At 49.1% G+C, this 18,162-nt stretch carries 22 protein-coding genes; 11 read left to right on the top strand and 11 right to left on the bottom strand.

Annotation, left to right across the window (positions count from 1 at the left end; genetic code table 11):
* Window positions 1-261: 261 nt before the first annotated feature.
* On the bottom strand, window positions 262-1,038 hold the full coding sequence (gene fabI, locus I8U21_RS02250) for an enoyl-ACP reductase FabI (protein WP_181732885.1): 777 nt from the start codon (window positions 1,036-1,038) through the stop codon (window positions 262-264).
* A 251-nt stretch (window positions 1,039-1,289) separates the two neighbouring features.
* Here fabI and I8U21_RS02245 point away from each other — a divergent pair, with 251 nt between their 5' ends.
* On the top strand, window positions 1,290-1,709 hold the full coding sequence (locus I8U21_RS02245) for a hypothetical protein (protein ID WP_181732884.1): 420 nt from the start codon (window positions 1,290-1,292) through the stop codon (window positions 1,707-1,709).
* A gap of 182 nt (window positions 1,710-1,891) precedes the next feature.
* On the opposite strand, the gene I8U21_RS02240 is transcribed toward I8U21_RS02245, so the two are convergent.
* The 6 genes from I8U21_RS02240 to I8U21_RS02215 form a co-directional block, all read right to left on the bottom strand.
* The gene (locus I8U21_RS02240; protein ID WP_181732883.1) at window positions 1,892-2,038 is read right to left on the bottom strand and encodes a hypothetical protein; all 147 of its coding nucleotides are present in this window, start codon (window positions 2,036-2,038) and stop codon (window positions 1,892-1,894) included.
* Between the two features lie 30 nt (window positions 2,039-2,068).
* Window positions 2,069-2,470: a rhodanese-like domain-containing protein gene (locus I8U21_RS02235; RefSeq protein WP_198053164.1), complete on the bottom strand. Its 402-nt coding sequence runs from the start codon at window positions 2,468-2,470 to the stop codon at window positions 2,069-2,071.
* 114 nt (window positions 2,471-2,584) lie between these two features.
* Window positions 2,585-3,346, bottom strand: coding sequence for a glycosyltransferase family 2 protein (locus I8U21_RS02230; RefSeq protein ID WP_181732881.1), 762 nt, complete (start codon window positions 3,344-3,346; stop codon window positions 2,585-2,587).
* Window positions 3,343-4,281: a hypothetical protein gene (locus I8U21_RS02225; RefSeq protein ID WP_181732880.1), complete on the bottom strand. Its 939-nt coding sequence runs from the start codon at window positions 4,279-4,281 to the stop codon at window positions 3,343-3,345. The genes I8U21_RS02230 and I8U21_RS02225 overlap by 4 nt, the downstream gene beginning before the upstream one ends.
* Before the next feature lie 64 nt (window positions 4,282-4,345).
* Complete coding sequence (locus tag I8U21_RS02220) at window positions 4,346-4,663, bottom strand: c-type cytochrome (protein WP_181732879.1); 318 nt, start codon at window positions 4,661-4,663, stop codon at window positions 4,346-4,348.
* An 11-nt stretch (window positions 4,664-4,674) separates the two neighbouring features.
* Window positions 4,675-5,547, bottom strand: a complete 873-nt coding sequence (locus I8U21_RS02215; protein ID WP_181732878.1) for a cytochrome c oxidase assembly protein — start codon at window positions 5,545-5,547, stop codon at window positions 4,675-4,677.
* A 317-nt stretch (window positions 5,548-5,864) separates the two neighbouring features.
* Here I8U21_RS02215 and I8U21_RS02210 point away from each other — a divergent pair, with 317 nt between their 5' ends.
* From I8U21_RS02210 to I8U21_RS02200, 3 genes are read left to right on the top strand one after another with little or no spacing between them, the layout of a single operon-like run.
* Entirely contained in the window at window positions 5,865-6,116 is a 252-nt protein-coding gene (locus tag I8U21_RS02210) for a FeoA family protein (protein ID WP_037996031.1), read from the top strand.
* On the top strand, window positions 6,109-6,822 hold the full coding sequence (locus tag I8U21_RS02205) for a FeoB small GTPase domain-containing protein (RefSeq protein WP_181732877.1): 714 nt from the start codon (window positions 6,109-6,111) through the stop codon (window positions 6,820-6,822). The genes I8U21_RS02210 and I8U21_RS02205 overlap by 8 nt, the downstream gene beginning before the upstream one ends.
* Before the next feature lie 19 nt (window positions 6,823-6,841).
* Complete coding sequence (locus I8U21_RS02200) at window positions 6,842-8,239, top strand: nucleoside recognition domain-containing protein (protein WP_232337433.1); 1,398 nt, start codon at window positions 6,842-6,844, stop codon at window positions 8,237-8,239.
* 40 nt (window positions 8,240-8,279) lie between these two features.
* On the opposite strand, the gene I8U21_RS02195 is transcribed toward I8U21_RS02200, so the two are convergent.
* On the bottom strand, window positions 8,280-8,891 hold the full coding sequence (locus tag I8U21_RS02195; RefSeq protein WP_037996035.1) for a DUF47 domain-containing protein: 612 nt from the start codon (window positions 8,889-8,891) through the stop codon (window positions 8,280-8,282).
* 161 nt (window positions 8,892-9,052) lie between these two features.
* Here I8U21_RS02195 and I8U21_RS02190 point away from each other — a divergent pair, with 161 nt between their 5' ends.
* From I8U21_RS02190 to I8U21_RS02175, 4 genes are all read left to right on the top strand, one after another.
* Window positions 9,053-9,949: a CPBP family intramembrane glutamic endopeptidase gene (locus I8U21_RS02190; RefSeq protein WP_049720151.1), complete on the top strand. Its 897-nt coding sequence runs from the start codon at window positions 9,053-9,055 to the stop codon at window positions 9,947-9,949.
* Complete coding sequence (locus I8U21_RS02185) at window positions 9,889-10,200, top strand: hypothetical protein (protein WP_198053200.1); 312 nt, start codon at window positions 9,889-9,891, stop codon at window positions 10,198-10,200. The genes I8U21_RS02190 and I8U21_RS02185 overlap by 61 nt, the downstream gene beginning before the upstream one ends.
* 464 nt (window positions 10,201-10,664) lie before the next feature.
* Window positions 10,665-11,099 carry a transglutaminase domain-containing protein gene (locus I8U21_RS02180; protein ID WP_049720152.1) on the top strand — a complete coding sequence of 145 codons (435 nt, stop codon included), beginning with the start codon at window positions 10,665-10,667 and terminating at the stop codon, window positions 11,097-11,099.
* A gap of 329 nt (window positions 11,100-11,428) precedes the next feature.
* Window positions 11,429-11,920 (top strand): GNAT family N-acetyltransferase, encoded by a 492-nt coding sequence (locus I8U21_RS02175; protein ID WP_037996039.1) that lies wholly within the window; start codon window positions 11,429-11,431, stop codon window positions 11,918-11,920.
* 38 nt (window positions 11,921-11,958) lie between these two features.
* On the opposite strand, the gene nfsA is transcribed toward I8U21_RS02175, so the two are convergent.
* Window positions 11,959-12,708 (bottom strand): oxygen-insensitive NADPH nitroreductase, encoded by a 750-nt coding sequence (gene nfsA / locus I8U21_RS02170; protein WP_181732875.1) that lies wholly within the window; start codon window positions 12,706-12,708, stop codon window positions 11,959-11,961.
* A gap of 288 nt (window positions 12,709-12,996) precedes the next feature.
* On the opposite strand from nfsA, the gene deoD reads away from it, so the two are divergent.
* Both deoD and I8U21_RS02160 read left to right on the top strand, forming a co-directional pair.
* Window positions 12,997-13,704 (top strand): purine-nucleoside phosphorylase, encoded by a 708-nt coding sequence (deoD, locus tag I8U21_RS02165; protein WP_037996043.1) that lies wholly within the window; start codon window positions 12,997-12,999, stop codon window positions 13,702-13,704.
* Between the two features lie 512 nt (window positions 13,705-14,216).
* Window positions 14,217-14,606, top strand: a complete 390-nt coding sequence (locus tag I8U21_RS02160) for a helix-turn-helix domain-containing protein (protein WP_181732874.1) — start codon at window positions 14,217-14,219, stop codon at window positions 14,604-14,606.
* Between the two features lie 46 nt (window positions 14,607-14,652).
* Here I8U21_RS02160 and I8U21_RS02155 read toward each other — a convergent pair whose 3' ends face one another.
* On the bottom strand, window positions 14,653-15,849 hold the full coding sequence (locus I8U21_RS02155) for a choline dehydrogenase (protein WP_198053197.1): 1,197 nt from the start codon (window positions 15,847-15,849) through the stop codon (window positions 14,653-14,655).
* A gap of 24 nt (window positions 15,850-15,873) precedes the next feature.
* Entirely contained in the window at window positions 15,874-17,343 is a 1,470-nt protein-coding gene (gene betB / locus I8U21_RS02150; protein ID WP_181732873.1) for a betaine-aldehyde dehydrogenase, read from the bottom strand.
* 203 nt (window positions 17,344-17,546) lie between these two features.
* Here betB and cudC point away from each other — a divergent pair, with 203 nt between their 5' ends.
* Window positions 17,547-18,086 carry a choline uptake/conversion transcriptional regulator CudC gene (gene cudC / locus I8U21_RS02145; protein WP_181732872.1) on the top strand — a complete coding sequence of 180 codons (540 nt, stop codon included), beginning with the start codon at window positions 17,547-17,549 and terminating at the stop codon, window positions 18,084-18,086.
* The last annotated feature ends 76 nt before the right edge of the window (window positions 18,087-18,162 follow it).

Here is an 18,162-nt window from a genome sequence, read left to right as displayed (position 1 = left end):
TTCCAAAAAACAAACCGGCTTCCCTGTGCCGATGGACAGCCGGTTTGTTGGTTTTCTCCTTATAAAAGATTAGAAGAAATTGTGATAAAAAACCTGTTCATTGCTTTATTTTCATATCAACATGGTTGGAGATAAGGTTTTCCCGTGAGCGATTCCGGTCCCTTGGTCTCCACTTTGAGTGATTTGGGTATTTTCATATTGTTTGCATCGCAAACTGGTTTTAATTGATATGAAACGATTGCTTATGAACCGTAGAGTTGTTTACACCCCGATGATATGATAACCCGCATCGACATGGAGCACTTCCCCGGTAATCCCTCTGGACAAGGGGCTTAAGAAAAATAATGTGGCGTCCCCGACTTCGCTTTGATCCACGTTTCTTCTCAGCGGCGCTTTTTCGGCAATGATTCCCATCAGGTCGTTGAAACCGGAAACGCCTTTTGCGGAAAGGGTCCGGATCGGCCCGGAGGAAACGGCATTCACCCGGATGTTATATTTCCCCAGATCCTCTGCCAAATACCTTACGCTGGCTTCCAATGCCGCTTTGGCTACGCCCATCACGTTATAGTTTTTCACGACCCGCTCGGCCCCGAGATAGGACTGCGTCACAATGCTCCCACCGTCACGCATGAGTTTTTTTGCTTCCCGGGCCACTGCAACCAGTGAATATGCGCTCATCTCTTGCGCCATCAGGTACCCGTCACGGGAAGTTTCCACATACTCCCCGCACAACTCATCCTTGTCGGCAAATGCAATCGAGTGAACCAAGCCGTGGATTGTCCCGACTTTTTGTTTGATCTCGGAAAAGGCGTTTTCAATACTGGCATCGTCGGAAACATCACACGGAACAATGAGCAAAGGATCGATTCCAGCCTCTGACAACAGAGAAGTCAGCTTTTGATAAGAACGTTCTTTCCGGTATGTAAAGATCAAATTGGCCCCCGCGGCTTGCAGGGATTTGGTCACCCCCCACGCCAAACTCCTTTGGTTCGCCACCCCCATGATGACAACATTCTTGCCGGTCATTAAATGATTCATGATCATATCCTCCTTAGAAAATCTTTACATCTTTGTATAGTATAATCGATTTCGCTTCCGGTTCAATGACATGGTCCGGAAAATCCGACCGCGTTGAAGTAAACAGACGCTCTTTTAATACCGCGGCTGATACAACCTTTCCTGACGTTTTTTCAGAAATTTGAAAATTATTCTATACAATCCATTCGATAAAGATTATAATTATAAGTTTGTTTTGAATTTCCAGCATGATTCAACGGGAGGCGTTTGGATTGAAACGACTGTTTGCGATTGCCATGGTGGCGGTGATGGGCTTTTTGGGAGTGCCGGCAGTATCGCATGCGGCAGACGTTGGAACGCAAGCTTGTGAAATCTACAATGCCTGGCTTACGGACGCTGATTGCACCACAAACCGGTCAACCGTCCGCACTATCAGTAATGCGGAATTAAGAGTGGGCTACTACAACGGACAACAATATGGTTGGGGAAGGCTCACGACTTCCAGCTCCGGCTATACCCTTTTCTTTGATGTCAGCTTTGATGGCGGACAAACCATTGGCACGTATGATTATATCACCTCCGGAACATCCACCATTTCCACTTGGGCATATCCGGCATCCAGCGATCCGAACCGCCGCTTCCGCGTTTGTATCTCCGGTGGTGGTACGTATCAATGCAGCTCCTGGTGGTAAACGATTCTTTAGAAAATCAACCTCTGGTTTTCACAACCAGAGGTTTTTTAATTTCAAACCCATCATTTTAAAATCGCTCAAAGCGGCCGGTCATGTTTCTATTAAAATATTCGGTTTCAACCGGTGGTTTGTAATACAAACAAGTTTTAAATAACTGAAATGCATTCCTTCGCACATCCACATCAAATCATCATGCCGATATCAAAAAGTCGGGCCTGCCGGAACCAAAAAGTACCCGGAAAGCCAGCCGCACTTCCTTCCTCAGCCGGGAACTGTGCTTTAATGGCAAGGAGCATTGGTAAATGGACGGGGTGCAATGACTTTTTCAATCGGATCTCTCTTTTGTCATGTGAGCCTCTTCATTCCTCTGTTTTTTCCTCCGCTTTTTGCACCGGGCCATTCCAATTCATGAGCCCGCCCCGCAGCAGGTACACATTCCGGCACCCGAGCTTCCGTAATTCACGCACGGCAATCGCACTGCGGGAACCGCTGCGGCAGTAGATATACACTCCCCCGCCGTTTTCTTGTTGATCTGCCTCTTTTTTGAGACGTTCCAGCTGGCGCAACGGAACATGGACTGCTCCGGGGATGTGTCCGGACTCATATTCCCGTTTTTCGCGGACATCAATGATTAATATGTTTTGGTTATTTTCCATGACCTTCTTCAAATCATCCGGACTGATGGACGGAACCTTCGGACTCAGGAAAAGATAAAGAATTCCGCCCAATAACACGATCACGACCATGAAAACACCAAGCATCCCCCGATCCCCCTTTCCCGACACTGCCTGTCCAGCAGCCATTTTCCGGCTGATTGCCAGCCCTGTATTTATATAACCCGATAAAAAAAATACAAACCAGCCAAGGTTTGTATTTTACGGATGAAGTGTTGATTGGCCTCCATTGTGATCTTGTAAATAAAACCACTTGTACTCAAAATATTTCTGGTTTTGTTTGCGGATTTTGATTTGATCCCGCACTTCTTCTTTGCTCAACGGTTTTTTGGCCAGTTGGTGAACATACGTATCGGCAGCGATGATCAAAGAATACCCTGCCATTCGCACTCGCCGGCAATAATCCATCTCCGCATGGATGCCGTCTCCAAACCGTTCATCCAGCCATCCGATTTCATCCACCAGCCTTCGCGGAAACAACACACAAAATCCCGACAACACTTCGGTCTCTTTCCACCTTGCGGGATTGCTGTGGTTAAATTGGTTGGAAAACCGGTGAATTTTGGAGATGGTTTTAAAGGGAATGCTTAATTTTTGCTTGGCATTTCCGCGGTTGGTGACCGGTCCGGCCATCCCCGCCCGATCCCGTGCTTTGAAAACAGCAAGCAACTGTGCCAACCAGCGGTGTGAAGGAACGGCATAAGGGCTCAGCCAGAGAATATACTCTCCCCTCGCCCTCTTCATTCCCAAGTTGAGTGAAGCGGCCCGCCCCAAACCGGGTGGATGCCGAATGACCGTTAACCGGGAGCGTTGCAGGAATGTTTCCGGGATCTTCCCCGGGGCATGATCCACGATGATCACTTCATATTCTCCGTGCGTATACGCCAAAATCCCTTCCAGACAAACCCGCATGCATTTCCAATCGTTTTGGTGGGGAATGATCAAGCTGACTTCAGGTTTCATCCTTTCTTCAGCACCTTTTCAACCATGAGAGGTCCGTTTTGCTGAAAGCGGATCAGCAAATCCCGGTGATGCAACAGCCTCAACAAATACCTGCGCAACTCCGGAAACATTCCTTTTTGGCTCAATAAGAAGCCGGTCAATGCATGATTCACCCACTCCCCGTGATCCCCCCGGTCATCCGTGATCACCGCCTTTTGATTCACCAAACACCGGACATGAAGCGGGGCCATCGACTGGGACACCGGGCTCAATGTCACCACGATATCCCCCGCCAGCCAAAGATGTTTCCGGTCTGCTTCTTCCGGAGGAACCACCCGGATCCGTTGATCAAGGTCCTCCCTTTGCTGCCCGGCCCAAATCACTTCAAGATCATCCGACTGCTTGAGCACTTTCAAAACCATCAGTGCCAATCCTTTGCGATAACGCGGGGCCACCAACCGGTCATCGATCCACAAGCAAACTTTGTTTTTCCGCCTCAAGTCTTTTGGGGCCTCTTCCCCGGCCCCGGAGCCTTTTAACGGTTCAACCGGCAGCGGATGAACCAGCTCCACGTCCACTTCCCGTTGCCGGAAAAAATAATAAAAACAAAGCGACGGAACCCGGACGCGGAAAGAACGGAGAAATGTTCCCTCTTCCGCTTGGGGCAAATGATCATAATACAAAACGATGTTTTTCGGATTCCGGCCTTCCTCCAGCAACTGCTTTAACACCGCCGCCGGGGGATTCACCAATTCCACCTTCGTCTGCTCCGGCTCCCGGCTGATCAAGGACCTTGCTTCCTGACTGTCGGCCACCGGAATGCCTTGTCTGGCCGGAAATTGCGCCATGTATGCGGAAGGAATCGAAGAGGGAAACCGGATCAACAAGGAATTCTTTTTTTCTTCCATCGCGATCGACCTTTTCTCTTTCATGGAATTCCGTACCATTATATTCATCGGTTTCCCGTCTGCGCATAAAAAAACATCAACCCCTGACAGGTTGATGAAAGACAAGTTGTCCCTATTGCTCCGACAGCCACTTGGCCAGCTGTTTTTGGTCTTCTTCATTGATAAAGCCTTGCGAAGGCATGTTTCCTTTTCCCTTTTGAATAATGGTCAAGATTTCGGCTTCGGAATATTTTTTTCCCGCTTCTTTGAGTGCCGGGCCGTACCCTCCTTGCAATTGTTCACCGTGACAATTCGCGCAGTGCTGCATATACACTTTCTCCGGCCCTTCCGTCACTTGTCCGCTTTGATTGGGTTCATTCCCGTTTGATCCGCAGGCGGCCAGCAAGACGGCGCTTCCCGCGATCAAACCCGCAATCCACATCTTCTTCATGTTTCACACCTTCACACCTGATTTTTGGAAAGTCTGAGTTGCCGCTCCTTTTCAATTTGCATCAAATCCTCCTGGTCTTTTTTCCGCTCGCTTTTAAACCAGCGGGCCAAAACGGCACCGATGGCCGCCATAAAGGAAATCTCCTGGATGATTTTCATGATGACCCCGCCCAATTGCTGGTCGATCAGCGGAGCAAACAGCGGCACCATTTGGGAGGTCTCTTGGAATCTTTCAAATAAAACCGTATCCGTGAAAATGATCAGTGCACAAGCCGGAGTGATCAAGACCGTCCCCCCGAGAATCAACGCAATTTTTATTAAATGCCTGTCTCTTAATGTATCCATTTCCGGCACCGGCGATACAATCGACCACCACATGAAAAGGGACGCAACCATCAGGAGCGTGTGCGAGATCACGTGTAACGCCTCGCTGTTCATGATCGCATCAAAAACGGCTGGCACATGGTACAACGACAACAAACCGTTAAAAAGGAACACCGTCAACAACGGACGGGACAAAAACGAAAACACCGCTTTCAACAGCTTGATGCGGAAAACGGCACGATATAAATAAACCGGAATCCCGATCAGCAAAAGAGGCGAAACCACAAAAAACATCAAAGCCATTTGCAGCATATGCATGGTGAACAACTCATGCGTCAAAAGGGCCAGCGGGCTTCCCACGGCAAAATAATAAACAATCAAGCCGGTCAAAAACACCGCTTTCTTGGATCCTTTCACCGCAGTCGCATCTTTGAACCGATGCCGCAAGGGACCGGTGATCAACAAATAAACCACCGCAATCAGGATGAAAAGCAGATTCAATTGATAGTTCCAATTGCTGGGATACGAAAAGATTTGGAATAAAATTTGCGACGCAGACACCAAATCCCTCCATTCTGTACAAGAGCCTGTTTCCGTATTTTATCTTACCATGAAATCCCTTATGGATAATCTTCACAAAAGTGAAAGGGATGTGACACACATTGTCATCATACCACATAAAATGGTATCACTCGAATCCGACCAAACGCAAAACCCCTGACAAACGGCGTGGAAGACGATACATATCCTTTGAAACCATATTGAATTTATATATGTGATTATATATACTTTATATAGTATAATTGATTTTCTTTAAATTAAATTTTGCCCTAAGCCAACAAATTTGTCTCAATAGAAAAAAGAGCGGGTGTGAAAAAATGAATCATCATACTCTTTTTGATACAAAGCCGGGGGATCGTTTCCGCATTCGGGAAATCCGTGTGGAAGGCGTCCTCCGGCGCAGACTTCTGGATCTCGGCTTCATTCCGGGGGCGTTGGTCGAAGTGCTGTATCAAAGCCCTTTGGGCGATCCGGTCGCCTATCGGGTGAGCCAATCCACCATCGCACTCCGAAAAGAAGAGAGCCAAAAAATATGGGGTGAAAAATTGGGGGATGAAACCAATGAGTGAATACCGGATTGCACTGGCCGGAAATCCAAACACAGGAAAAAGCACTCTTTTTAATGCCCTGACCGGACTCAACCAACATACCGGAAATTGGCCGGGAAAAACCGTGTCACTTGCTGAAGGAACCTTTCACTATAAAGGCAACGATTATCGCTTGATCGATTTGCCCGGAACATATTCCCTGTTCTCAAACTCCGCCGATGAAGAAGTGGCCCGCGATTATATCATTTTCGAACAACCGGATGTGACCATAGTCGTCGTGGACGCCACTTCATTGGAGCGGAACATGAACTTGGCATTGCAAGTTTTAGAGATGACCGAACGGGTCATTTTGTGCATCAACCTGATCGACGAGGCTTCCAAGCACGGCATCGTGATCGATGATCAAAAAATCGCGTCCAAACTGGGCATTCCGGTGGTCAAAATGTCCGCCCGCAACGGTGAAGGCATCACCCGGTTGCTTGACACCTTGCACAAGATGGTAAGCGGACAAATCATCACCCGGCCTTACCGGATTGAGTACAGCGAGAAAATTGAAAACCATATCCAACGCATCGAACCGAAAATCAAAGAAATATTCGGCGACTCCCTCCCCGCCCGCTGGCTCGCTTTGCGCTTGTTGGAGGGCGATGAGTCTTTGCTTCGGGTGTTAAAGCAAAAATTTGCCCGAAAGCAGCCACCTGCCCGCGTCACCCGTGCTCACGGCTAAACAGAAGGAGGAAAGGATCATGGCAAATTCATCCGCATTTCCTCTGGGCGAATTGGATCATTTGATGGAACAAAGCAAATCCTTACGAAGCGAAAATATCCGCGACGAGATTGTCAGCCGGATTTATCAAAACTCACATCAACTGTGCGAGGAAAGCGTTCGCTACACCCGGTCACACCGGATCCCCCCCTCCCACGCCAAGCTGGACCGGATTTTGACTTCCCGGACCTGGGGATTTCCGATCATGCTGGCCATCCTGGGCTTGATTATTTATATGACCATCTGGGGAGCCAATCTTCCCTCCCAGGTCCTGGCCCGTCTGTTCGGCGCCGGGGAACCGGTTCTTTCCCTAGTCCTTCAGGCTTTGGGTTCCCCCGTTTGGCTTCATGATCTTTTGGTGTTCGGGCTTTATCGGGGAACCACTTGGGTGGTGAGCGTCATGTTGCCGCCGATGGCCATTTTCTTTCCTGTGTTTGCACTGTTGGAGAACTTCGGATTTCTGCCCAGAGTAGCTTTCAATATGGACCGGGTCTTCCAAAAATCCGGCGGCCACGGCAAGCAAGCCCTCACCATGGCCATGGGGTTTGGATGCAATGCAGCGGCCATCGTTTCCACCCGGATCATTGAATCCCCGAGGGAACGTTTGCTGGCCATTTTGACCAACAATTTTGTTCCCTGCAATGGCCGGTGGCCCCTTCTGATCCTTTTGGCATCACTGTTCATGGCGGCCGGTTTCAGCTCCGGCATCGGCACCATGGTCACCGCCGCCGTGGTGATGGGACTGGTATTGTTCGGCATCGTCGTCACGCTATTTGTGTCATGGGCCTTGTCCAAAACCGCACTTCGCGGGGTTCCCACACATTACACGTTGGAACTCCCGCCGTTCAGGCGGCCGAAATTTTGGAACACCATTTACCGGGCCACCATGGATAAATCCTTGTTTGTGTTAAAACGTGCCGTCATCATCGCCGCACCGGCCAGCTTGATCACCTGGATCCTGGCCAATATCGATATGGGTTCGGCCAGCATTCTGGAACATGCCGCCCGCTTTTTGGACCCGTTTGCACATGCGCTGGGACTGGATGGTTTCATTTTGCTCGCCTTTATCCTCGGATTGCCGGCAAATGAAGTGGTTCTTCCCATCCTGCTCATGGGTTATTTGGCAACCGGCTCCATGGTGGAAGTTGATCAGTTGACCGATCTGAAACAAATCCTGCTCGACCACGGATGGACATGGTTGACGGCACTCAATATGATGCTTTTTTCCCTGCTTCATTATCCGTGCGGGACCACTTTGTTCACCATTTATAAAGAAACCAAAAGCGTCAAATGGTCTCTCCTGGCCGCACTCATTCCCACCGCCATCGCGGTTGCCGTCACCTTCACCATCACCCAAATCGTCCGCCTGTTTATATAAAAAACACCGGCCGTAAAGCCGGTGTTTTTTTATCCGTTCCTTATGCGTATTTAATGATCATGCTTTCAAAAACATCCGCAATGTCTTCGGCGTCATCGGTTGTTTTTTCCAGCCGCTCATAGATATCCTTCATTTTGATCAGCAAGACCACATCTTTCGGATCAAAAAACAATTCGCTCAGACTGTCCCGCAACAATTGATCCGCTTCACTTTCCAAGGAATTGACTTCAATGGTCGCCTTATGAAGCGCTTCGAACCGGCGGTCGTTTAATGAGGTGAATGCTTCCTGCAAAATTTTGGCCGTTTGCACCAAAATATCCGCAAACCGGATCAGCTGCGGTGTCGTCTTCTCGATATACAACGAACGTTCGGCACAAGCCTCAATGCCATCCAAAATGTCATCCAATTTGGCCACCAATTGGAAAATATCTTCCCGGTCCATCGGCGGGAAGTATTCTTTGTTCAATTGGGAAATCAAAAGCTGGACAAATTCATCCCCTTTGGACTCGAGGCGTTTGATTCTCTCTCCATATTGCTCCCGTTGTTCAAGGTTTTCCACATTTTCGCGAAACAGCTCAGCCGCCTCCACGATCAAGGATGTAATATCCATCAACGTTTTGGAATACAAACTCGTCTTTTGTTTTTTAAACACTGATAGTCCCCCAGTTGTCAGAAAAAATCTTCTCTTCTATCCCCTACTAGTATACACTTTTTTTGACCGATTAGACAGAAAAAGGATCACCGATGGTTTTTGTTGTCGTTTTCATATATGATAGATTATATTGAAAACTTTACTTTTCGAAAGGACCGATTATGAACTTCCAAACGTTTACCCTGTTAAAACTGGCCGCAACCGGCGAAAGAAAAATTCATCCGGTTTTGGCCCCGGTCATCGCCTTTTCTTTCCTTTTTTTCGGTGGGCTCGGGATCTTCTTTCTCATTTTGTTTCCGCCCCCTGTTTCCCCGCTGATGCAAAGTGTTTGGTTTCATTTGGAACTGATCGTTTCCTTCAGCGGAACCGCACTGTTCACTTTCGCCTGGGTCCGGTTGGTGGAGAAACGGCCGGTCTCCAGCATCGGCTTTACGAAAGAGAGGGCTTTTAAAAAGTACATAACCGGGTGGATGTGGGGTTTTTTGCTCATTTCCGCCCCTGTGTTCCTCCTTTGGATCACCGGCTCTCTGACCTTTGAGATCACGAAAATCCATCTCCCCGCGCTTCTCATTTTACTGCTTTCCATGATCACCTTCATCATCCAGGGCGCAACGGAAGAAATCGTGGTCCGCGGTTGGTTGTTCCCTGTCATGGCCATGCGCGCACCATTCTGGATTGCGGTGGGCACCTCCTTTCTGTTCTTTGCCGCCATGCATTTGTTAAATGACGGGATCAACGTGATTTCTTTCTTGAACATCAGTCTGTTCGGCTTGTTTGCCGTCGGTCACGTTTTAAACGAAGGAAGCCTGTGGGGAATTTGCGCCATTCACTCTGTTTGGAACTGGGCACAAGGCTCGGTTTTCGGATTGGCTGTGAGCGGACAAAGCCTGTCCTTCCCGCTTCTTCACGCGACGACACACGGCCCCGAATGGTTCCACGGCGGCCCTTTCGGGATCGAAGGAAGCATTCTCACCTCAGTGATCCTGGGAGCTGCTTCATGGGTGGTGTGGCGGAAAGTTTTTATCCGGCTGAGACAGCAGAACATATCAAACCTTTGATTTTAAAGAAGCTGTCCGTTCGTCTGGCAGCTTCTTTAAACATCAATCGCCCTCCGCATGAAACTTTGCCGGACACAACCGGTGGTTTGCTGCAAATCTTGATTTTTGATACACTTAAAGTGCTTGATATAACTAGTGTTTACGCAAGGGGTTTGATTGTATCCATTGTGGAATTGAAACCCACGTCCCCTTTTAGGAACGGGAACGAACGAATCTGTTTAATTGCATCCATTGTGGAACCTCTTAACTAAAAAAGAGCCGCAAACGGCTCCTTTTTTAATGTCCATTTGCTTTACTCATTGTTGCACCTTAAGAGAAACTGACCCATCTCAGAGACTAAAGATCGGACGGTATGTTAAATTCAAAACCACGTTCAGGATTCTTTGCTACGGTTGCCAAAAATTCCCCGGTGCTTTCCAGACTGGCGGTCAAATCTCTTCCCCCTCTCATCTCCCTGATCAATTCATGACAATGCCCCTGCACAGAAAATCAACAAACGGAAAACGGACAATCCTCGCATTTCCGGATCAAGCGATGATTTAGATCACTTTGTTCCAATTTATCCCTATCAGGTTAACGAGAATATTTTTATTCAAGGAACTTTTTAGAATGAATATCGAAAAAGTATGATTAAATCAAATGGATCTTATTTGTGAGGGTGAGGAAATGAATAGCTAAACAACGTTTGGATTTTTGTCTGCAACCGGCAGGAGAAATGTCCCAAGCGTTTCAGTCTTTGGGTGTTCAAACGTTCCAAAAAGCCGCCTGTTATTTGCAGGCGTTGCCTTACGGGCGAAATGCCAACCGGGCAGATGCGCGATCGGTCTTGCGCGAGGGGAAAGGGACCTGTAGTATGAAGCACGCGCTGTTGGCCATCTTGGCGGAGGAAAACAACATGCCCGTCCGGTTGATGATCGGCATTTATTTGATGAATGAGGACAACACCCCCGGTGTCGGCAAGGTGTTGGAACGTTACGGCCTTAAGGAGCTCCCGGAAGCAAATTGTTATTTGCGGTTTGAGGGACAGTATTTGGATTTCACGCGTCTGACCGGTCAAACAAATGGGACCCCCCTATCATTTTTGGTTGAAAAAGAGATTACACCCGAAGGAATCGGGGAGGAAAAAACCGGTTTCATCAAGATTATTTGAAACACTGGGTGACATCCCCGAGTGTACCCATTAAGGACTGGAGAAAAGTGTGGGAAATACGGGAAGCATGCATTGCTGCATTGACACAATCGGAATAAACCTCCACCTGATAATCAGCCTTAACCCACCTGAAAAATTTCAAACCGTTATTAACTCAATTCCGGCTGGTTTTCCTGCAACAGCTCCCCTGCCGGCCACAAAGGATCATCGTCCAACCAGTCACCAACTCAAAATGGAAATAGGTTTCACCACAGACTCGAATTAACCGGGTAAGACGATCATATGATGGTTGGGAGACAAGGATCTGTGCTTAAGAGGGGGGGAGGCGCTTGCAGATACGCGAAATTTGCCCGGAGGATCATGAGGCTTACCTTCGGCTGTTGAACCAATTGAATGAGGAAAGTCCGTACCTTTTGTTTCCTTGCGGCGATGCGGACCCGGGCAAGATCAGCGACGGCAACCGGCACGTTTTCGTAGCGGAAACGGACGGAAAGTTGACGGGCCATGTTGCCATCCGGCGTGGAGATGATCCGCACAACCGGCATACCGCGCGTCCGGAGACAGGGGTTTTGAAAAAGTACCAAAACCAACGGGTGGGCACCCGGTTGCTGGAAAAAGCCATTCAGTGGGCCCGGGAACAAGATATTAAGCGGTTGGAAATCTCCATCCTGCGTCCCAATCTGAAAGCCGTCTACTTTTATAAAAAAATGGGGTTCCAAATCGAGGGGATGCGAAAAAAATCCTTGTTTATCCAGGACCGGTATGCGGATGAATATTACATGGCCCGGTTGTTGTTCAGCGATGAAACCAAAATGACTTGAGCACCCTCCATGCACTCAAGCCATTTTGGTCTTCACCGTTATTGTTTGTTAAAGCCTTTTTTCTCCACAAATTCTTTCATGTACATTCTTCGCGGGTGGGAGAGCATTTGCGCCATTTGTCCCGTCCAAGTGTCCTCCCGTTTTCCTCCGGTGCGCTCGATATAGTAGGATTGGACCGTTTCGTTGTATTCTTTCAGTTGTTCTTTCAAGCGCTGTTCATCCTGCTCATATTCTTCTTCATGATAAACGTGTTCCAAGGGCAAACGGGGTTTTTTCGATGATTCGTGCAAAGGATAACCAATCGTCATGCCAAAAAGCGGCAAAACCCGCCGGGGGGTGTTGAGCAGCTTCGTCACCTCTTCCAGGTTGTTGCGAAGCCCTCCGATGTAACAAATGCCCAAGCCCATCGACTCCGCGGCGATGGCTGCGTTTTGGGCCGCCAGTGCCGCATCGACCACGGCCACCATGAATTTTTCGGTGCTTTCCAGACTGATGGTCAAATCGGCCTCTTCCATCTCCGCGATTAAATCATGCCGGTGCAAATCCGCGCAGAAAATCAGCAAATGGCCGTTTTTCTCCACATAAGGTTGGTTTCCCGCCAACTCCGCCAGCTTTTTCTTTTTGGCCGGATCTTTAACGCCAATGATCGTGTATGCTTGGATATAACTGGACGTCGAAGCAGATTGGGCCGCTTCCACAATGGTCCGGATTTGTTCTTCCGTCAAAGGACGGTCTTCATATCGACGAATGGAGCGATGGTTCATTATCGTTTTGATCACTTCGTTCATCTGTACCCCTCCAAAAACTGCATCGCTAAAAAAAGGTTCATTCCCATATTATCATTTTATATCAACCGGCCGGATGCCATCCTTTGATTGAAAAAAGATTTCGTCTGGGGCACGGATCGCTTTTGTGGTTTTATTTTGTTTGCAAAGCAAACTTGTTTATATATTAAATCTGTATGCAATTCACAAGTCCTTTTTCTTTCAAATGCCTCTTTCTCCTGTTATAGTTATATTTAGATCGAGAATAAAGGAGGTGAACACCGGTCCGGAATTGACGGAAACGGTGTCAACATGAGTGTTCACATTGGAGCCAAACAAGGAGAGATTGCCGAAAAAATCCTTTTGCCCGGCGATCCCCTTCGTGCCAAATATATTGCGGAAACGTTCCTGGAAGATGTCACCTGTTACAACGAGGTTCGCGGCATGCTCGGCTTTACCGGTACATACAAAGGAACCCGCGTCTCGGTACAAGGAACCGGCATGGGGGTGCCTTCCATTTCCATTTATGTCAATGAGCTGATCCGGGAATACGGCGTCAAGCAATTGATCCGCGTCGGAACCTGCGGCGGAATACAAAAAGACATCCGGGTCCGTGATGTGATTATCGCCATGACATCCTGCACGGATTCCAACATGAACCGGCAAACTTTCCCTGGTTTTGATTTCGCCCCGTGCGCCGATTTTGAATTGCTCAAAAAAGCGTATGACACCGGGGTGGAAAGAGGGTTATCCGTTCGCGTCGGAAATATTTTGACGTCCGATGTCTTCTACCGGGACAACATGGATATGGTGAAAAAACTGGGAGAACACGGCGTTCTGGCCGTCGAGATGGAAACCACCGCCCTTTACACCCTGGCTGCCAAACACCAGGCGCAAGCCCTCTCGATTTTAACGGTCAGCGACCACATCTTCACCGGAGAGGAAACCACCGCCGAAGAACGGCAAACCACTTTTAACGACATGATCATCATGGCGTTGGAAACCGTGAGCAAAGAATAATATTTTCTGAAAAAACCGGACGCATTTGTCCGGTTTTTTCGTGGAAATCATTGACAAACACATGAGACGGACTCCAAGGGGTCATACAGCGCTCATCCCCCTTTTTCGACTCATTGGATGGATGTGAAAATAAACCACCCTTAAAACCAAAATAAGAAGGCCGTTTTTTCAGGCGATGTTTTGTTGTACCGAGTTTACAAAAGACCCCCTCCCATGCCCTGCGTAAATGAAAAAACGCCAAAACCATAGATAAATCAAGGGTTTTCGCGTTTTTTGCTTCTGATTTATACCGTTACAAAACCAAACTTTTGTAACCTTGGGTGTCCGGCAAGGGATTTATCGCCCTTTAAGCCCCTTTTTTTCATTCTGCACTTCAGGATCATGCCCTTTCCCTCTCCCGCTCCCCGATCCCTTCTTCACGGTTTCAGCGGGCATCAGTTTTTATCTTCAAGCCCGGTTTCCCTTATAATGAAAGTGGAATATTCCCTGTTCAGAAAGGAACGGATTCAACCATGCGCAGCGAATTGGGGATTTTACTGGAAAAACTCCGCGGCAAAAGAACATTGCGTGATGTTTCGAAAAAAACCGGACTTTCCCACACCTACATCCGGGATCTGGAACTTGGCATCCGCCGCGCCACAGGCAAACCGATCAAACCTTCGGCCCATGTCTTGAAAAAATTGGCCGATGCATACCAATACCCCTTTGAAGATTTGATGCGGGCCGGCGGGTATGAAGACTTGTTGCAGAAAAACACAAACGGGGACAGCAACCCATGCGACATCTGGCAAATCTTGTCCTCCGAAAACGAAACTGCTCTCTGGAAAGGGCGGGTTTTGGACGAAAATCAAAAAAAGGAGATCATTTCCGTTGTGGAATATGTCCTCTCCAGATCGGTTTAAAAACAACAAACACCCCTGGCAACAAATCACCAGGGGTGTGTTTGATTTATAAAATGGAGGTTTCCAACCCGAATGCGCGACGGTAAATCCAGCGGTAAGCATCCAGATCCAAATCACGCGGGTTGCCGAAGGTTTGCGGGTCTTCCAGTGCCGCTTCGGCATATCGGTCGATTTGTCCGGGATCTGCCCCTTGTTCTTGAAGAGACGGGATGTTTAAATCACGGACAAGCCGCTCCACTTCTTTCACCGCGGCCTTTGCCGCCTCCCCGGTGCTCATGCCCCGGGTATCAACGCCCATCGCTTGGGCGATCCGGGCAAATTTCTGCGGAGCTCCCATCCAGTTATATTCCATTACGCCCGGAAGGATGGCCGAAACACATTGTCCATGCATGACCGGCACCATTCCCCCCAATGTTTGGGCCATCGCATGAGCCGCTCCCGCTGAATCACTCCCGTACGAAAGGCCTGCCAACATCGCCGCTTGCGCCATATGATAACGCGCCTCGATGTCGTGCCCGTTGGCATATGCCCGGCGAATGTATTTGGCCACATACTCAATGGCCATCAATGCCACTGCATCAGTCAACGGTTGTGATTGATTCATGGTGTAACACTCGATCGCATGGGACAATGCATCAATCCCGGTGGCCGCCGTAATCGTTTTGGGCATCGTCAGGTGCAGTTCCGGATCAATCACCGCAAGGTGCGCGGGGATCAAAGGTCCTCCCACATTAAATTTAATTTGCCGTTCGGGGTCTTTGATCACGGCCCATTGCGTGACCTCACTTCCGGTGCCGGCCGTGGTCGGGATGGTCACCAGCGGCGGGATCCGTTTTTCCAGTGGCTTGCCCCGTTCGGAAGCTTCAAACCGGATCACCGGTTCTCCGTGAACGGCTTCCACTCCGATCGCCTTGGCAGTATCCATGGAACTTCCGCCGCCCACCGCAACCAATCCGTCACACTTTTGCTCCTGAAACGTTTTCGCTCCCAATGCGATTAAACAGGTGTCCGGTTCCCCCGCGATTTCATGAAACACATGAACATCAATGCCGGCTTGTTTGAACTGTTCGGCAACCGGTTGGATCAGTCCGCTCCGGTAAAGCTCTTGGTCAGTGACAATCATCGCTTTCCGGATGCCCAACGCCTTCGCTTCCTCTCCCACATGCTTTAAGACGCCGATGCCCGAAATCACTTTGGTGGGCATGACAAACTCTTTCTTCTCCAACATTTGTTCTGTTCGCATCATGGTGCTTCCCTCCTGTCTTTTTTATCCGAACCAACGCATGGGGGCAGGTTGCAAATTTTTGTAAATATGCTTTTGTTCCGTATATTCTTCCAATCCCGTTTTCCCCAGTTCTCTTCCGATTCCCGACTGTTTATATCCGCCCCAGGGCGCTTGCGGGAAATACGGATGAAAATCATTGATCCAAACCGTTCCCATCCTTAACGCCCGGCTCACTCTTTCCGCCCGGTTCATATCGCCGGTCCACACCGCCCCGGCCAACCCGTAACGGGTGTCATTGGCCAAAGCCACCGCCTCTTCTTCTGTACGGAAAGTTTCCACCGTCAAAACCGGGCCGAAAACTTCGTCCTGTACAATACGCATGGAACTTGTGCAATGGTCAAACACCGTCGGTTCCACAAAAAAGCCGCCGGCCAGTTCCTTTGATACCGGCCGTTTTCCGCCTGTTAATAAAACGGCTCCTTCCTTTTGCCCGATCCCGATATATTTCTCCACTTTGGCCCGGTGTTCGGCTGAAATGAGCGGTCCCATTTGTGTATTTGGATCCAACCCGTTGCCCAACCGGATTTGCTTGGCTCTTTTCACCAGTTCCCCGACAAAGGCATCATGCCACGTTTCTTCGATCAGCAGCCGGGCCCCGGCCGAGCACACCTGTCCGGCATGGAAAAAGACCGCGTTCAGCGCATAATCCACCGCCGCCTCAAAGTCGCTGTCGGCAAAAACGATGTTCGGGTTTTTTCCTCCCAATTCCAAAGTGATTTTCTTCATATTGCTTGCGGCAGCTTGCATGATGGCTCTGCCGGTTTCGATTCCGCCGGTAAACGAAATCAGGTCCACGTCCGGCGATTCGGACAGTTCGGCCCCCACGGTTTCCCCCGGGCCGGTCACGATGTTTACCACACCTTCAGGAATGCCCGCCTTTTCGATCAATTCCGCCAACTTCAACGTGGTCAGCGGCGTCAGTTCACTCGGTTTCAACACCATCGTGCAACCGGCAGCCAAAGCCGGAGCCAGCTTCCAAGCCGCCTGCAGCAACGGATAATTCCAAGGGGTGATCATTCCGCAAACACCGACCGGTTCACGAACCACTTTGCTTTCGGCATGCTTGGCCGGAGGAAACAGCATTTCTCCCCCGTCCTTATCCGCCAGCCCCGCGTAATACCGGAACACGTTGGCGATATCGTCCATATCTGCCTCACTTTCCGTCAGTGTCTTTCCGGTATTCAACGTTTCCAACCGGGCCAGTTCCTGTTTGTTCCTTTGTATCTCCTCCGCCAGCCGGAACAACTTCTCTCCCCGTTCAGCAGCCGGCGTGTCCGGCCAGCTTCCTTTATCAAACGCCTGACGGGCGGCTTGGATGGCTCTTTTCGCATCTTCGCGCCCGCCTTCCGGCACTTCTCCGATCACTTCCTGGTTAAACGGATTGAAAATGGACCGCACTTCCCCCGTGACAGCTTCAATCCACTTTCCGCCGATGAACATGCGCTTGAACATTTCCCCTCCCCCTTTAACCATCAATTTCCTTTTGTGCAGTTTTTTCTGTACAAACTGTATATAAATTACGTTAACATGAATTTTTTTCTTCCGCAACCTCCCCTTCGGTTTGACAAAATCCTCCCTTATGTTTAAGATGTGGGCACCTGCTTCGGATGATTGGATTAAACAAAAGGACACGCAAGCGATTGGAGGAATGTGCGATGGATCAATTGGAAGAAGCAAGACGCGATTACATCGAATCATTGGCTGAAACGATGCGGATGTACGGACTCAGTCCCTCCATGGGCCGGCTGTTCGGCATCATGTTTTTCCATCAGGAACCGATGACACTGGATGAAATGCGCCAGCGCACCGGCATGAGCAAAACAAGCATGAGTACGGGGGTACGGGAATTATCCCGTTTAAAACTGGTGCAAAAAAAATGGATCAAAGGCGTCCGGAAAGATTTGTACCAGGCCGAACAAGACCAGTTCCGGTCTTTTATCGAGTTTTTCGTCCACCTGTGGGAAACAGAAATTGAGCTGAATGAGAAAGCGCTTCGTGCCAGTGAAGAAAAGCTGACAAAACTGCTTCATGATTCCGGGGTCAAAAATGAAGAGAAAAAACAAGTGGAACAAGACCTTGAAAAACTGGCCAATGCCAAACGGTATTATGCCTGGCTCCGCCAGTTGGCAAACACCTTTAAAAGCGGAGAAATCTTCGACTTTGTCCCCGTTCCCGGTGAATCGCCCCGAAAATGAAATGGTTCCAATCTTCCAAGGAACCATGCCGCAAAAAATGATTGAATGATCTGATTTTTTATTCCTCTCCCCTTCC

Source organism: Thermoactinomyces sp. CICC 23799 (assembly GCF_016055145.1).
Taxonomy (GTDB): domain Bacteria; phylum Bacillota; class Bacilli; order Thermoactinomycetales; family Thermoactinomycetaceae; genus Thermoactinomyces; species Thermoactinomyces intermedius.
The sequence above is the reverse complement of the archived record's forward strand: the minus strand, read 5'-3'. Positions and strand labels throughout refer to the sequence as shown.

Coding starts and splice junctions, on each gene's coding strand:
- I8U21_RS02220 (WP_181732879.1), bottom strand. CDS start 4,663: ATGAAGAAGATGTGGATTGCGGGTTTGATCGCGGGAAGCGCCGTCTTG.
- cudC (WP_181732872.1), top strand. CDS start 17,547: ATGGATCAATTGGAAGAAGCAAGACGCGATTACATCGAATCATTGGCT.
- I8U21_RS02160 (WP_181732874.1), top strand. CDS start 14,217: ATGCGCAGCGAATTGGGGATTTTACTGGAAAAACTCCGCGGCAAAAGA.
- I8U21_RS02155 (WP_198053197.1), bottom strand. CDS start 15,849: ATGCGAACAGAACAAATGTTGGAGAAGAAAGAGTTTGTCATGCCCACC.
- deoD (WP_037996043.1), top strand. CDS start 12,997: ATGAGTGTTCACATTGGAGCCAAACAAGGAGAGATTGCCGAAAAAATC.
- I8U21_RS02190 (WP_049720151.1), top strand. CDS start 9,053: ATGAACTTCCAAACGTTTACCCTGTTAAAACTGGCCGCAACCGGCGAA.
- I8U21_RS02210 (WP_037996031.1), top strand. CDS start 5,865: ATGAATCATCATACTCTTTTTGATACAAAGCCGGGGGATCGTTTCCGC.
- I8U21_RS02225 (WP_181732880.1), bottom strand. CDS start 4,281: ATGAATATAATGGTACGGAATTCCATGAAAGAGAAAAGGTCGATCGCG.
- nfsA (WP_181732875.1), bottom strand. CDS start 12,708: ATGAACGAAGTGATCAAAACGATAATGAACCATCGCTCCATTCGTCGA.
- I8U21_RS02235 (WP_198053164.1), bottom strand. CDS start 2,470: ATGCTTGGTGTTTTCATGGTCGTGATCGTGTTATTGGGCGGAATTCTT.
- I8U21_RS02200 (WP_232337433.1), top strand. CDS start 6,842: ATGGCAAATTCATCCGCATTTCCTCTGGGCGAATTGGATCATTTGATG.
- betB (WP_181732873.1), bottom strand. CDS start 17,343: ATGTTCAAGCGCATGTTCATCGGCGGAAAGTGGATTGAAGCTGTCACG.
- fabI (WP_181732885.1), bottom strand. CDS start 1,038: ATGAATCATTTAATGACCGGCAAGAATGTTGTCATCATGGGGGTGGCG.
- I8U21_RS02180 (WP_049720152.1), top strand. CDS start 10,665: ATGTCCCAAGCGTTTCAGTCTTTGGGTGTTCAAACGTTCCAAAAAGCC.
- I8U21_RS02185 (WP_198053200.1), top strand. CDS start 9,889: ATGGGTGGTGTGGCGGAAAGTTTTTATCCGGCTGAGACAGCAGAACAT.
- I8U21_RS02205 (WP_181732877.1), top strand. CDS start 6,109: ATGAGTGAATACCGGATTGCACTGGCCGGAAATCCAAACACAGGAAAA.
- I8U21_RS02230 (WP_181732881.1), bottom strand. CDS start 3,346: ATGAAACCTGAAGTCAGCTTGATCATTCCCCACCAAAACGATTGGAAA.